This window comes from Vreelandella neptunia (genome assembly GCF_022489065.1).
Lineage (GTDB): Bacteria > Pseudomonadota > Gammaproteobacteria > Pseudomonadales > Halomonadaceae > Vreelandella > Vreelandella neptunia_A.
The window spans coordinates 346,146-360,634 of record NZ_JAKVTW010000001.1; the positions used below are offsets into that span (position 1 = coordinate 346,146).

The 14,489-nt window shown below is 47.9% G+C and carries 11 protein-coding genes; 10 read left to right on the forward strand and 1 reads right to left on the reverse strand.

The window, feature by feature from the left end; all coding sequences use genetic code 11:
• Positions 1-7: 7 nt before the first annotated feature.
• The 7 genes from gmd (at position 8) to MLE19_RS01610 (ending at position 8,686) form a co-directional block, all read left to right on the forward strand.
• The gene (gene gmd, locus MLE19_RS01580) at positions 8-1,042 is read left to right on the forward strand and encodes a GDP-mannose 4,6-dehydratase (RefSeq protein WP_240716324.1); all 1,035 of its coding nucleotides are present in this window, start codon (positions 8-10) and stop codon (positions 1,040-1,042) included.
• 29 nt (positions 1,043-1,071) lie between these two features.
• On the forward strand, positions 1,072-1,965 hold the full coding sequence (locus MLE19_RS01585) for a GDP-mannose 4,6-dehydratase (protein WP_240716325.1): 894 nt from the start codon (positions 1,072-1,074) through the stop codon (positions 1,963-1,965).
• 36 nt (positions 1,966-2,001) lie between these two features.
• Positions 2,002-3,435, forward strand: coding sequence for a phosphomannomutase (locus MLE19_RS01590; RefSeq protein WP_240716326.1), 1,434 nt, complete (start codon positions 2,002-2,004; stop codon positions 3,433-3,435).
• 42 nt (positions 3,436-3,477) lie between these two features.
• Positions 3,478-4,491 (forward strand): WcbI family polysaccharide biosynthesis putative acetyltransferase, encoded by a 1,014-nt coding sequence (locus MLE19_RS01595; RefSeq protein ID WP_240716327.1) that lies wholly within the window; start codon positions 3,478-3,480, stop codon positions 4,489-4,491.
• A gap of 44 nt (positions 4,492-4,535) precedes the next feature.
• The gene (locus MLE19_RS01600) at positions 4,536-5,861 is read left to right on the forward strand and encodes a hypothetical protein (protein WP_240716328.1); all 1,326 of its coding nucleotides are present in this window, start codon (positions 4,536-4,538) and stop codon (positions 5,859-5,861) included.
• A gap of 19 nt (positions 5,862-5,880) precedes the next feature.
• Complete coding sequence (locus tag MLE19_RS23185; protein WP_240716329.1) at positions 5,881-7,500, forward strand: glycosyltransferase family 2 protein; 1,620 nt, start codon at positions 5,881-5,883, stop codon at positions 7,498-7,500.
• Positions 7,501-7,627: 127 nt separating this feature from the next.
• A complete protein-coding gene (locus MLE19_RS01610; protein ID WP_240716330.1) occupies positions 7,628-8,686 on the forward strand; it encodes a glycosyltransferase in 1,059 nt (352 codons plus the stop codon).
• A gap of 241 nt (positions 8,687-8,927) precedes the next feature.
• On the opposite strand, the gene MLE19_RS01615 is transcribed toward MLE19_RS01610, so the two are convergent.
• Positions 8,928-10,655 (reverse strand): SLC13 family permease, encoded by a 1,728-nt coding sequence (locus MLE19_RS01615; protein WP_240716331.1) that lies wholly within the window; start codon positions 10,653-10,655, stop codon positions 8,928-8,930.
• A 184-nt stretch (positions 10,656-10,839) separates the two neighbouring features.
• Here MLE19_RS01615 and MLE19_RS01620 point away from each other — a divergent pair, with 184 nt between their 5' ends.
• Genes MLE19_RS01620 through cysN form a run of 3 tightly spaced genes read left to right on the forward strand, consistent with a single transcriptional unit; the run spans position 10,840 to position 14,443 of the window.
• Positions 10,840-11,580 carry a hypothetical protein gene (locus MLE19_RS01620; RefSeq protein WP_240716332.1) on the forward strand — a complete coding sequence of 247 codons (741 nt, stop codon included), beginning with the start codon at positions 10,840-10,842 and terminating at the stop codon, positions 11,578-11,580.
• Positions 11,581-11,636: 56 nt separating this feature from the next.
• Positions 11,637-12,539 carry a sulfate adenylyltransferase subunit CysD gene (cysD, locus tag MLE19_RS01625; protein WP_240716333.1) on the forward strand — a complete coding sequence of 301 codons (903 nt, stop codon included), beginning with the start codon at positions 11,637-11,639 and terminating at the stop codon, positions 12,537-12,539.
• Entirely contained in the window at positions 12,539-14,443 is a 1,905-nt protein-coding gene (cysN, locus tag MLE19_RS01630; protein WP_240716334.1) for a sulfate adenylyltransferase subunit CysN, read from the forward strand. Before cysD ends, cysN begins: the two co-directional genes overlap by 1 nt.
• Positions 14,444-14,489: the final 46 nt, after the last annotated feature.

A 14,489-nucleotide genomic window follows, 5' to 3' on the forward strand; every position in this document is an offset into this window, starting at 1 on the left:
GATAGATATGAAAGCTGCTGTCATTACAGGCATAACAGGTCAGGATGGCGCCTATCTAGCAGAATTACTTCTAGAAAAAGGCTATACTGTTTATGGTACTTTTCGTCGTACTAGTTCGGTTAATTTCTGGCGAATTGAAGAGTTAGGAATACAAGACCATCCGCAATTGCACCTTGTTGAACATGACTTAACGGATCTCTCTTCCAGCATTCGACTTATTCAGAATGCTCAGCCAGTAGAGGTATATAATCTGGCTGCACAGAGTTTTGTAGGCGTTTCCTTTGACCAGCCGCTAACTACCTTAGACATTACCGGTGCTGGGGCAGTGAATCTGTTAGAAGCGATTCGTATAGTGAATCCGAAAATACGCTATTACCAAGCTTCTACATCAGAAATGTTTGGGCAAGTTCAGCAAATTCCTCAAACTGAGGCTACTCCTTTTTATCCACGTAGTCCGTACGGTGTGGCTAAACTCTATGCGCACTGGATGACCATCAATTATCGCGAATCTTACGATATGTTCGCTACTAGCGGTATTTTGTTTAACCATGAATCACCTTTGCGTGGTCGTGAATTTGTAACCCGTAAAATTACCGATAGCGTTGCCAAAATTAAGCTGGGTAAATTAGATACCCTTGAACTGGGTAATATGGATGCGAAGAGGGATTGGGGGTTTGCTAAAGAGTATGTAGAAGGTATGTGGCGCATATTGCAGGCGGATAAGCCTGATACGTATGTACTTGCCACTAATCGTACTGAAACAGTTCGTGACTTCGTTACCTTGGCATTTAAGGCGGCCGACATCTCAATTCGTTGGGAAGGCGAAGCTGAAGCTGAACAGGCTATCGATACAGAAACAGGGAATGTCGTAGTTAAGGTGAATCCTAAGTTCTATCGCCCTGCTGAAGTTGAACTATTGATTGGTAACCCCTTAAAAGCAAAAGAAGATTTGGGCTGGGAACCTAATACCAGCTTGGAAGATCTTTGTAAAATGATGGTTGAGGCTGACTTGCGCCGTAACAAACAAGGCTTTTCTTTCTAATTGACCCTTTAAACACAGGAGCCACACCTATGCCCATCGCTCTAGTGACAGGCGCGTCCGGTTTTACCGGACGCTACATGGTTGAGGCGCTCGTGAAACAAGGGTTCAAAGTAGTGGGCTTAGGTAGCAAGCCCACTGCTGCTTCAGAAACCCTTGCATGCGATTTAACTGATTTAGGCGCCGTCAATGAGTGTGTTGAACGTGTCAGCCCAGATTGGGTTGTGCACTTAGCAGCGCTATCATTTGTGGGGCACGAGGATCAGAAAGCGTTCTACGACGTTAATGTTTTCGGTACGTTAAACCTTTTACAAGCGTTATCATCACTTGGCAAAAAACCTAGCCGCATATTAGTAGCAAGCAGTGCAAATGTGTATGGAACCCCTGATATAGGGGAAATCGATGAAGGTGTTGGCCCTTCACCTGTGAACCATTATGCCTGTAGTAAGCTTGCTATGGAGCATATGGTAGCTACTTGGTTTGAAAAATTACCCATCATTATAGCGCGTCCTTTCAACTATACAGGTCCTCACCAGACTAGCCGTTTCTTAGTACCCAAAATTGTTAATCATTTTGCGGAAAAATCTCCAGAAATTGAGCTAGGTAATATCGATGTAAGTCGTGATTTTTCAGATGTAAGAGACGTGATTAATGCTTATCTGGCACTTCTTAAAAACGATGTATGTAGCACCGTTGTCAATATAAGTTCAGGTAGTGATACAGCGCTTCGCACTATTATTGAAAAGATGAACAATCTGGCAGGTTATGAAATTGAAGTTAAGGTAAACCCTGCGTTCGTTCGAAGTAATGAAATACCGCGCCTATGTGGTTCCAATCAACGTCTCAAGCAGCTAACGGGATGGCACCCCGAATATAGTCTTGACGAAACTCTCCAGGATATGTTCGCGACTGCTCGCGGCGTCTAACAGTGAATTTCGTAAGAGACTACAAGGAGTTAGTCAGTGAGTTCAGATTTATCTTGTAAGTCGATCATTAAACAAAGTGGTATTTGCTTTGGCACTAGCGGCGCCCGTGGTTTGGTAGAACAGTTTAGCGATGACGTATGTGCGGCCTTTACCGTGGCTTTTTTGCATGTCATGCGCGAGCAAGGAGACGTTAACCAGATCGCCATCGGCATTGATCGCCGCCCAAGCAGCCCCAACATGGCGGCGGCATGTACTGCTGCTGCTGTGGCGATGGGTATTGAAGTAAACGACTACGGTATTCTGCCAACACCTGCGTTAGCGCTCCAGGCCATGGCGGATGGTATCCCTGCAATCATGATTACCGGTAGCCATATTCCTTTTGATCGTAACGGCATCAAATTTTATCGGCCGGAAGGTGAGATCACCAAGGCAGATGAGCAGGCCATTCTAAACGCTGAGGTTGAACTGCCACAGCTGGGGGCGATTGCCCGTAATAGCGAGCGCAATGCGGCTAATGAACGTTACTTAATGCGTTTTACAACATGGTTTGAGGGCAAGCCGCTGACCGGTATGCGTGTGGGCCTGTATCAACACTCTGCGGCGGGGCGTGACCTTAGTCAGCAGGTATTAGAAGCGCTGGGGGCAAGCGTTATCCCTCTTGGCCGTAGTGAGCAGTTTGTACCTGTCGACACCGAAGCGGTTAGCGAAGAAGACCGTGTTAAGGCTTCCACCTGGTCAGCAGAGCACAACTTAGATGCATTACTCACCACAGATGGCGATGGTGATCGCCCACTGTTGGCCGATGAAAAAGGCGAGTGGCTGCGTGGCGATATCCTGGGTTTATTATGTGCTCGGGAATTAGGCATACAGGCGCTAGCGGTACCGGTGAGTTGTAATACCGCTATTGAAATCTGTGGGGCATTTGCGCATGTGGTACGTACCCGCATTGGCTCACCTTATGTACTGGCCGCTATGGAGGAGCTAACAGAACAATACGCTCAGGTAGCAGGCTTCGAAGCGAATGGTGGTTTTTTGTTGGCTAGCCAGTTGCAAAAAGAATCGGGTTACCTGGAAGCACTGCCTACACGTGATGCGTTGCTGCCCGCATTAACACTGTTAGTGGCAGCCGCTCGGCAACATAAGCCCCTGTCAGCATTGGTCAGTGGTTTACCACTGCGCTTTACCGCCAGTGATAGGCTCAAAGCCTTCCCAACGGAGCGTAGTGCTGCTCTGCTGTCACAATGGAAAAATGACTTGCCTACCATGCAAAGTGCGCTGGGGTTGGAAGAAAGTATTGCTCATGTAGATGACACTGATGGTTTGCGAGTAACGCTTAAAAATGGGGATGTGGTACATCTTCGCCCATCAGGCAATGCGCCAGAATTGCGCTGCTACGCAGAATCAGGAACGCCAGAGCAGGCCACCGAAGTGGCTAGAAAAAGCCTAGCTGCTTGCGCTCATTTTTTATAACCTGTGATTTAAGGTAGCGGATGAAACAGCTTGGAGAGACGAATGCTTCGTTGGCTGAATAAGGCGATTAAGAAAAATAAAACGCAGAAGGTTATAACAACCACTACTCAGCCAGCTACAGCACCTCGTAGGCCATTAGCCTACGAGGCCATGATTGAGAATTCGAAATCCGCTAGGCCTCGTTTTTTGGTATTAAGTGGTTGTCAGAGTAAAATGATAGCCGGTTTCTTAGAAATATTAACTCTAGGGCAAGCGAGCTATCATTTTTTTAGTATAAAAAAAGTCGAAGCTTTTTCTAAGGATGGCTGGAAAGAATATCAAGCTGATTTAGATAATGCAGATTTCATTTATACACAAAAAAAACAAATTGCGGACTTCCTTCTATCTCAGGATCGTTACAAAGATAAGGTTTTTTATTTTCCTGTCATCAATTGCGCCTTCTTTCATCCTGATATTGCTTATATGCAGCATAATGGAGAAAGGCTGGTAGGGCCTATGGGGGATTATCACTCCATATTGATAACAGCAGCCTATTTTGCAGGCTTTACGCAGCAACAAACGCTAGCTTTTTTTAAGCCTGAAGTTTATAAGCTATTAGGATTTGATGTAAAAAAAGATAAAGAACGTGCTGCTTTACTTTCCCGGTTTGCAAATGAAGGAATTGATTTGTCTTCATGTATGACTCGCTGGGATTGTGAAGGGCAGTGGATGCGAACAGTAAACCATCCTACTCGACGAGTTATTTATGAAGTGGTTCAGAAGGTTCTTATCAGAGACGATATAGAAATAGTTAACCATTCACCCTCTCTTGTCGATTGGGTAGAGGATGATTTGGCGCGTAGTGCTGAATGGCCACTTTATCCAAAAGATGGCGATAATTCATTGTTGATCTTTAAATCTCCTTACGCCGGTTTGGGTAAAGGGATTTATTTTGATTTAAATAAATTTATAGAATACAGTTTTGCTTCTTTAATATTGGTAGAAAAAAATAAACTTAGTGTAAATGGTTGTAGGTTGGATGATGTGATTAATAGTTTGAAAAATGTAAATCAGTAGTTTGTATAGGCGACGGTAAATTATAGTATGATAAGGTTAAAATGTTGAAAAAAATACTAAACTATTTTTCTTGGTTTAAAAAAAGTAATAGCATTCAAAGTCAAGGATTTGGTGGTTATGAAATAGAGATTATCCCCGGAGAAAAAAATGTACTATATGTAGCTTTTTCAGGTGTTGGTGACCTTAAAAATCCCACTGTTCCTTTTGAGTGGAAGCAGTCGCTAAGCAGAACTGGTGAAGGCGCACATATTATACTAATTAAAGACAATCTTCGTCAGTGGTATACTAATCCTAATGGTCAAAAACTGGTTGCTACTGCTGTATCTAACTATATTAAAGACAACCAAATTGAAAATACTTTGGCATTAGGTATGAGCATGGGTGGGTATGGTGCTGTTGTTTTTTCTTCATTGATAGAATTTAATTCTGTCGTAGCCCTTTCTACTCGTGAGTGCGTTGGGAAGGCTTCTACCTTTGATCAACGAAACCGCGCTTTAATGAAAAATATTGTTAATGGCCCGCAATCCCATATTGAAAATTTGATTAACCCAAGGACTCGTTACTGCTTTATTTCTTCTGCTGATCAGGTAGATGACTTAATGCATTTTATCCGATTAACAAAATCCTGTCCGCAAAGTCACTTTTTTTTGGCGCGCGGAAATCATAATCTTGGTCATGAAATGATTGTGCGTGGCACCATGCAGCCATTTTTAAAATGGTTGCTAAATAGTTGTTTAGAAGTGCCGCCCAAGGGGATTAGTGCAGCAAAAGGTAATGTTCTTAGAATTGCAGATCATCTACAAAAATCAAAAGAAAAAAATATTGATTTTACAACATGGAAAGAAAAATTTTTAGATGTTTATACAAATGAAATACCTTTGTTCCTATTACATAACAGTGTGCAATTGGCAGTTGAAAATAGTGAAAGGTTGATTGCGTATCCTCTTCCAGCTTACACCTTCATTTCTGCTGAATGGGTTGATCCATATTTAGCCTTTGGCTGGTATCTGCCCGATGAAAAAGGGGTGTGGTCGAAGGGGCATTGGCATGTTTTGAATGGCCAACTTACAGATCGAGGTATGAATAACTATCAAATACGTATTCAGATGGAAGTTTTTTTTCCAAAACAATGTGGCGATGTGATACCAATTTCTTTTTTTCAGGCTGGGAAGTTAACTAAAACCATAAATGTAGAACGTAAGAAAAAAACTATATTTGCGTCGTTGCCATTATTACCTGATGAAAACTATTTGATCAATGTGTCAATTCATACCCCTCATGCTGATTTCCCTTCGCGTTCCCATAATAATAACGATTATCGTGAAGTTGGAGTCTACTTAAAAGGCTTTGTAGTGCTTCATGATGCATGAAAAAAAAGGCTGTTAAAGCGTGAAAAAGAATGATGCGAAATTTAGATTGTTAATTATCGTTGTGCTTACGCCTGAATCTAGCCGTGGCATGTTGGCTGATACGCTAGCTTCACTCAAATTACAGCAATCGTTGACGTGTTCTTTCGAGTGTATAGTACTTGTGCCTGAACCCAGGAGCTTGTTTTCTTGGGTATCCATGATTGAACCTGATCTAAATTTAAAATTTTTTGATTATCAAACAGCTAAGCTAGGCCAGGGTGTTAATCAGGCGTTATCTGATAGTCAAGCAGTGCCAAACGACTGGGTTTTAGTGGTGAAGTCTGGTGATCTCTTACTTGAAAATGCTTTTAGTGCTATTCATGCATTTTTAAAAAGCAAGCCCAGTTGCTACGTTCTTACCGTTGATGAATCACAAAAGGGTAGTGGAACGGAATCCCTCATTTATTGCCATAAACCAGAATGGAATCCTGACTGGTTATGGGATGCTCCCTATATGCATCGTGGTGTTCTTTTCCAATTTGGCTTTTTGAATAGTTTAAATAAATTTTCTATATCTAAAGAGATCGTTACTCTTGAGGTTTTATTTCAAGAGCTGCTTTTACGTGCTGAGGTTGATTCTCAATTTGAAATGAAGTCAATTGTAAGTCGTATGCCTGAGGTCATTCTCGCCTCTATAAGAAATGAAGGCACCTTTGATGATGAGCTTCCAGAAAAACACCTCTTAAAATTGGCAAAATATTGTGACAGCAATGCAATCGTTAAACGCAGAACAGAAGGGTGTTTGAAAGTTCATTGGTCGCTTCCTGAAGTGCTGCCAAAAGTTTCACTTATTGTTCCTACTCGTGATGGCGTAGATGTTCTAAAGCCATGTGTTGACGCTATTCTTAGGCTGACTACTTATCCTAATTTCGAACTTATCATCATTGATAATCAAAGCGTCTGCCCAAAAACTTTATCCTATATACAATCAATCGAAAAGGAGGATGATAGAGTACGTGTTCTTAATTGGAACCATCGTTTTAACTATTCTGCAATTAATAACTTTGGTGTCTTACATGCTAGTGGTGAAATAATTGGGCTTATTAATAATGATATCGAACCGCTCAAGAGTGATTGGCTAACTGAAATGGTGCGCCAAGTCAGCCGAAAAGAAATTGGTTGCGTCGGCGCAAAGCTATATTACCCCAACGATACCATTCAACATGCTGGTGTTATCTTGGGTTTGGGGGGGGTAGCGGGGCATGGTCATAAACGATTTCCGAGAGAGCATCCTGGCTACTGTCAGCGTTTACGGTACGTTCAGAACTATTCAGCTGTAACAGCTGCATGCCTATTGGTGCGTAAGGATGTTTACAATGAAGTGGGTGGTCTTAACGAAAGATTTTTAAAAGTAACATACAATGACGTTGATTTATGTCTAAAGATCATAAAAGCCGGATATCGTAATTTATGGACGCCTGATGCTGAGCTTTACCATCATGAGTCTATCTCCCGAGGTAAGAATAACACTTGGCGTAAGAAGTGGCGTGCTAAGCTTGAGTTCAATTATATGCGTATGAAATGGTCAAGTTTGTTAGACAATGACCCAGCTTATAATCCGAATCTGACCTTGGTGCATGAAGATTTTTCGTTACGTTAAAGTTCGTGAGGCGTGAGTTGCAGTAGTGCCCAGATTTAGTCGCGTCAGCGCACCCGTTGGAGCAGCGTAGTGGTGCTAGAACAATTTTTGAAGCAGGGAGCAGAAAAATCGTTAATAAGGATGCAACGTGAGTAGCCACATCCATTGGGTTGTTCTTAGCGATGGTGCTTGGCCAACAGAAGATATCTATTTCTATGAATCTGCCGCGCCTACCCTGAATGAACAGGGCGTGCTGACCGAACGGTATCCTGTCTCGCGCTCTTTCGGTGCTGCGCGGCTGCATGGGCGCTCTTTCAGGCACCGTTACTCAGGGGTAAACCTGCTCTTATGCCGCTCGCTACCGTTAAGCTGGCTGCGCTGGCTAGAGCGCAACCGTAATGCCTTTGGTTATATCGTCTATTTGATTGATGACGATATTGCCGCTGCCGCCGTCGATGCCACGTTACCCAGCGCTTATCGCAAACGTATGGCGGGGATCGCCAGCCTTCAGCCACGCTTGCTGGCCCTGGCCGATGAAGTGGTGGCGTGTAGTGACCAGTTGGCTAGCTACTTTACCCCGCGCCACGCCAAGGTGTCAGTGCTTACTCCGCCGTTATTGGCGCCGTTACCAGACCGGAAGCACTTTGCCTCTGTGCCTTCTGCACGATCACCGTGGCAAATCGGCTTTCACGGTACGCGGGCGCACCTTCAGGATTTACTGCATATCGCACCTGCTTTGGAAGCAGTGCAAAAACAGCGTGATGATACCGAGCTTGAAATCATGCTGGGCCAGCATATGCCTAAGCGTTTGGCGGCGCTGCCTCGGGTGAAAGCCCCCGCGCCGCTACCCTGGCAGGCTTTTCAGCAATACCAGCGCCAGCGCCGCCTACACATTGGCTTAGCACCGCTATTAGCAACGCCGTTCAACCAGGGCAAATCGTTTATTAAGTTTCTGGATATTGCTGCTATGGGCGGGGTAGGCATCTACTCCAACCGCTACCCCTATACGGAGGTGGTGCGACATGGAGTGAATGGTTTGTTGGTGGAGGACTCTCCCGACGCGTGGCAGGCAGGTTTTAAGCAGTTGCTCGATAACCCTGAGGCAACCGCTAAAATGGCAAGTCAAGCGGCGCGGGATGCGTTGAGTATCGGTGACCCGCAGAAAGTGATAACGTTTTGGCAGTCCCGCCAGGGCAATGATATTTAATCTTCAAGTGCCTATGGAGCCTTAACACTTACTTCGTACAGGGTGTGCGATAGGTAGCTTGCAGCGGTGCCGGGGTTGGTTTTGTGCTCATGGGCGTCGTTTCGCCGCCTCCCGCGGGTGCCTCATTCGCTCGTGCCTCTCGAGATTCGTTACCACGCGCTACAAAAATGTGAATTGTAAGTGGTGAATCGCTTCGTACTCTTCAACGATTCACGATTCACGATTCACGATTCACCATCACCTAAAACGGAAATACCCACGGTGTAATCAGCAGTACCGCCGCTGAGTAGGTTACGCTGACCGGCAAGCCAATCTTTAAAAAGTCAGTGATGCGGTAGCGGCCGGGCGAATACACCATTAGGTGGGTTTGATAGCCAAACGGGATTAAAAAGCAGGCGCTGGCGCCATACGCTACGGCCATTACAAACGGCAGTGGGTCGGCACCAAAGGCGTTGGCGGTGCTCCAGGCTACGGGAAAGGCCAGCGCGGCAGCGGCGTTGTTGGTCACGGTTTCTGTAAGTAGCAGGGTTAGTAGGTAACAACCCACAAACGCGGCATAGATGCCGTAGCCGCTGAACAGCCCCTGCATACCGCTGGCTAACAAGCCTGCCGCCCCTGAGTTTTCCAACGCTTGGGCAATCGCTAACGCCGAGCCAATAATCAGCCATAGCTCAAACGGGAAGCGGCGGCGCAGTTCTGCTAGGCTGATTACTTTCATCAACAGTAGCCCACCCAGCAGTATTAGCAGCCCATGGAACAGTGGCAGCAAATTAGCGGTAGCCAGAGTGATTACCGCTGCAAACCCGCCCACTGTGAATAGGCTCTCTTTATTACTCAATTGTGGCCTTGTGAAACTGCCACTCAGTAAGTGGAAGTTGCGGTCTAGATTGCGGTGCTGTCGGAAGTCAGCGCTTACTGCCAGTAACAAGCAGTCCCCCACGCGAAGGGGGATTTTCCCCAGCTGCCCCTCCAAACGTTTTTCTCCCCGCCGTATACCCACCACCCCCGCACTGAACATGCTGCGAAAATCCACATCCTGCAGGGTTTTACCCGAAAGCTCGGATTCGTGGGAAATCACTACCTCTACCAAATTCGTCGCTAACAGGTTGTCGGCCTGATGTCCGAATAGCTGCAGCCCGGGAAAGCGCTGCAGCGCTTGCACCTTGCTCACTTCTCCTGTGAATACCAGTGTGTCATTCGCCAGCAGTTGCTCATCCGGTGCCACGGGGCTGATCAGCCGTCCTTGCCGCTCTATTTCCAACAAATAAAGGCCATCCAGGCTGCGTAAGCCGTTCTCTTCAATCGTCTTACCGATCATGGGTGAAGTGGGGTCTAGGTCGGCTGCCAGAAAGTAGGAGAGCTTATCTGCGGTGTCTTCCAACCTGTGATGGGGTAGGGCATTAGCCCGCCATATCAGTACCACCAGCGTTATTAATGCTACCGGTATACCTACCAAACTAAACTGGAACATACCCAGTTCGCTGCCGCTGGCGCTTAAATTGAACGAGTTGACCACCAAGTTGGTAGAGGTGCCCACCAGCGTGGTAATGCCCCCCAGGATAGAGGCGTAAGAGAGTGGAATTAACAGCCGAGAGGGGGCGATCCGCTGCTGACGCGAAATAGCGCCGAGAAAGGCAGCCACCACGGCCGTGTTATTCAAAAATGCGGAAAGCACAGCCGTGCTGCCCATTAAGCGTGCCGTAGCAAGCCGTGGGTGGCCCTTTAATAAGTGACGCGATAGCCAGTCCAGCAGGGGCGAGCGTTCAAGCGCCAGCGATACCAGCAGCAAGAGTAACAGTGTGGCGAGCGCTGGGTTGGTGTATTGGGTGAGCAGGGTAGCGGTGTCAACGAACCCGAGTAACAAAAAAATAGCCGCCAACGTAACAAAGGCAATGGCGGGCTTTACGCGCCCGCTGATCAACAGCGCTAACAACAGTGCAATGGAAAGCAGAACGGCCCAGGGGGTCATGGTGGGTCCTTGAGAGCGGTAATAACATGGTTTGCTTGCTGGATTTTACGCAGGCTTTTATGATGGTGTCTAATGATTGCCGATTTTCGTTTCTATTATTCTTGAAAAATATTTTTAATACAGGTAGTTATCGCTAATTTTGAACATTAAACATTTATCGCCTGAAAAGCTCAATGAACGTCGAATGCAAGCCGTAAAGCTGCGTTTGGATGGTGTGACGGTGGCACTGGCTAGCCAGCAAACCGGGCTTTCCGCTCCGACGGTCTCGGCTGCATGGAAGTCGTTTCGTGAAGGTGGCTGGTCGGCAGTGCCGGTACGCCCCCGCGGCCGTTTAAAAGGGCAGGCTAATGTTCTTGATACCGCTACTCAACAGCGACTGTGGGAGGCGCTATATGCCCACCCCCCAGCTGAACAGCCAGGCTGGAGTAGCGCTGATCTGGCTGCTTTTTTACGCAATGAGCATGGCGTTGAGTTGACTCAGCGAGGCATTGAGCACTGGTGGGAAAGCGAAGGCTTGAAACATGAGCCATGGCCGTTAAGTGCATTGGCTAAGCAGCGCTCGCAGCGTGGCCGGTGGTATCGTCAGGCCGTTGCGCCACGGTTTGACAGATTAGAGGAGGCCAACCAGCGTTGGCAGGGCGGTGTGCGCCGGGTAGTGCATCCACAGCGTCCGGTGTATCAGCTTTATTTGCATGGCCCGCGCGGCCGGATGTGGATGCGCTGTTTTAAGCGCCCGCCCGTGGCAGATGATTATCTGACCGCAATGCAGGCGCTCATTGGCAAGAGTGAAGAAAGTAACAGGCCAGTCGCTTTGGTGTTTCATGGCGCTTGGTTGTCAGCCAGCCCGCAAGTAACGGCATGGTTGTCGCAACAAACGATGTTTTGGTTAGTGCCGGTACCTGCCGATATGGGCTTGGCTTCCTAGCACTTGAGAGCAAACCTTTTCACACTATTTTTTTCACACAATTGTTGGGACAGATGATGACATCACTCACCCATTTACAGCGACTGGAAGCGGAAAGCATTCAGATCATGCGCGAAGTGGTTGCCGAGACTGAAAACCCGGTAATGCTTTACTCCGTTGGTAAAGATTCTGCGGTTATGTTGCATTTGGCTCGCAAAGCCTTTGCTCCTTCGCCACCGCCGTTTCCACTGCTGCACGTCGATACCCGCTGGAAGTTTCGGGCTATGTATGACTTCCGCGATAATATGGCGGAAGAGATTGGTATGGATCTGCTGGTGCATATCAATCCTGAAGGCATTGAAAAAGATATCAATCCGTTTACCCACGGCTCGGCGATTCATACCGATGTAATGAAGACCGAAGGCTTGAAGCAGGCGCTGGATAAGTACGGCTTTGATGCGGCCTTTGGCGGCGCTCGGCGCGATGAGGAAAAATCTCGCGCCAAGGAGCGTATTTTTTCGTTCCGTACTGCACAGCACCGCTGGGATCCTAAAAATCAGCGCCCGGAGTTATGGAAGCTCTATAACACCCGTAAGAATGGCAAAGAGTCGATCCGCGTATTCCCGATCTCTAACTGGACCGAGCTGGATATCTGGCAGTACATCTATCTGCAGAACATCCCCATTGTGCCGCTCTACTATGCGGCTGAACGGCCGGTGGTGGAGCGCGATGGTGCGCTGATTATGGTCGATGATGAGCGCATGCCGTTAGAGCCGGGTGAAGTACCCATGATGCGTAAAGTACGTTTTCGCACATTGGGGTGTTACCCGCTAACCGGTGCAGTTGAATCAGAAGCGGATACCTTGCCGGCCATTATTCAAGAAATGCTGTTGACCAAAACATCGGAACGCCAGGGCCGGGTGATTGATAGCGATAGCGCGGCATCCATGGAGAAGAAAAAGCAAGAGGGGTACTTTTAATGTCTCACTCATCTGACCTGATTGCTGACGATATCGAAGGCTACCTGAAAGCCCACGAGCATAAGGGCTTGCTGCGCTTCATTACTTGCGGCAGCGTAGACGACGGCAAAAGTACCCTGATTGGCCGCCTGCTGTTTGAGTCCAAATTGCTATTTGAAGATCAACTGGCAGCGATAGAAGCAGATTCAAAAAAATACGGCACCCAGGGCGGCGAGATGGATTTTGCGCTGCTGGTGGATGGCTTGGCCGCAGAGCGCGAGCAGGGCATTACCATTGATGTGGCGTATCGTTTCTTCTCGACCGAGAAGCGCAAGTTCATCGTGGCGGATACCCCCGGGCACGAGCAGTATACCCGCAACATGGTCACTGGGGCTTCCACTGCTGATGCGGCTATTTTGATGGTCGACGCACGCCACGGCATTTTGACGCAAACCCGCCGCCATAGTTTTTTGATGTCGTTAATGGGCATGCGCCATTTGGTGGTGGCCATTAACAAGATGGATTTGGTCGACTACTCCAAAGCGCGTTTTGATCAGATCGTTGAAGAGTACCGTGTTTTCGCCAAACAGTTGGGACTGGAGAACATCACCTTCATTCCTATGTCGGCGCTGAAGGGTGACAACGTCATCGAACACAGTGCCAAAATGCCGTGGTACCACGGTACGACGCTGTTGGGTTACCTGGAAACGGTCGAGCTGGATGCGGAGCACCTTCAGCGCTCTCCCTTCCGTATGCCTGTGCAGTGGGTCAATCGTCCCAACCTGGATTTCCGTGGTTTTACCGGCATGGTGGCTAGTGGTGTGGTTCGCCCTGGCGATCAAATCCGCGTTCAGCCCTCTGGCAAAACCAGCACTGTCTCGCGGATTTATACCCTGGATGGAGACCTGGAAGAGGCCGTCGCCGGGCAGTCGATTACGCTGCTGCTGGAAGACGAAATCGATATTTCCCGTGGCGATGTGATTTCCGGCGTAGATGAGCCCGCCCATACCGCTGACCAATTTGAAACCACCCTGGTGTGGATGCACGAAGCGCCGCTGTTGCCGGGTCGCCCTTACTTGATGAAGCTGGGCACTCAAACGGTGTCGGCGACCGTGACGGACATCAAGTATCAGGTCAATGTGAATACCCTGGAACACACCGCGAGCAAGCAGCTTGATCTGAACGGTATTGGTATTTGTACTCTAAGCCTTAACCGTGCCGTTGCCTTTGATGCCTATAAAGACAATCACGATACCGGCGGCTTTATTCTTATCGACCGTATGACCAACAATACGGTTGGCGCGGGCATGCTGCACTTCGCCTTACGGCGTAGCCAGAATATTCATATGCAGCATGTGGATATTGATAAGCAGGCACGTGCGTTGGCCAAAGGCCAGAAGCCTGCCGTGCTGTGGTTTACAGGGCTTTCCGGGGCGGGTAAATCGACCATTGCTAACCTGGTCGAGAAGAAACTCTTCGCCCACGGCCAGCATACCTATCTGCTGGATGGCGATAACGTGCGCCACGGTTTGAACCGTGATTTAGGCTTTACCGATGCCGACCGCGTTGAAAACGTGCGCCGTGTGGCGGAAACCGCCAAGCTGATGGTGGATGCCGGACTGATTGTGATGTCGGCGTTTATATCGCCTTTCCGCAGCGAGCGCCAACTGGCAAGGGATCTATTGGAAGCGGGCGAATTCATCGAGATTTTTGTCGATGCTCCGCTGGATGTCGTTGAAGCGCGTGACCCGAAAGGCCTCTATAAAAAGGCCCGCCGTGGAGAGCTGAAAAACTTCACTGGCATTGATTCCGCCTATGAAGCGCCTGAGACGCCGGATGTGCATTTGAAAACATCCGAAATGGATGCGGAAGCAGCGGCCGACGCCGTGATCGCAGCACTGCGCGAACGCGGAATGATTAGCTAAATTGAATATATTGGCTGTCAAGGAGTGGCAAAATCGGTCACTGCTT

Bases quoted from the DNA above. Each gene is read 5' to 3' on its own strand.
- MLE19_RS01620 (WP_240716332.1), top strand. From the start codon at position 10,840: ATGCAAGCCGTAAAGCTGCGTTTGGATGGTGTGACGGTGGCACTGGCT.
- MLE19_RS01595 (WP_240716327.1), top strand. From the start codon at position 3,478: ATGCTTCGTTGGCTGAATAAGGCGATTAAGAAAAATAAAACGCAGAAG.
- cysD (WP_240716333.1), top strand. From the start codon at position 11,637: ATGACATCACTCACCCATTTACAGCGACTGGAAGCGGAAAGCATTCAG.
- MLE19_RS01615 (WP_240716331.1), bottom strand. From the start codon at position 10,655: ATGACCCCCTGGGCCGTTCTGCTTTCCATTGCACTGTTGTTAGCGCTG.
- MLE19_RS01585 (WP_240716325.1), top strand. From the start codon at position 1,072: ATGCCCATCGCTCTAGTGACAGGCGCGTCCGGTTTTACCGGACGCTAC.
- cysN (WP_240716334.1), top strand. From the start codon at position 12,539: ATGTCTCACTCATCTGACCTGATTGCTGACGATATCGAAGGCTACCTG.
- gmd (WP_240716324.1), top strand. From the start codon at position 8: ATGAAAGCTGCTGTCATTACAGGCATAACAGGTCAGGATGGCGCCTAT.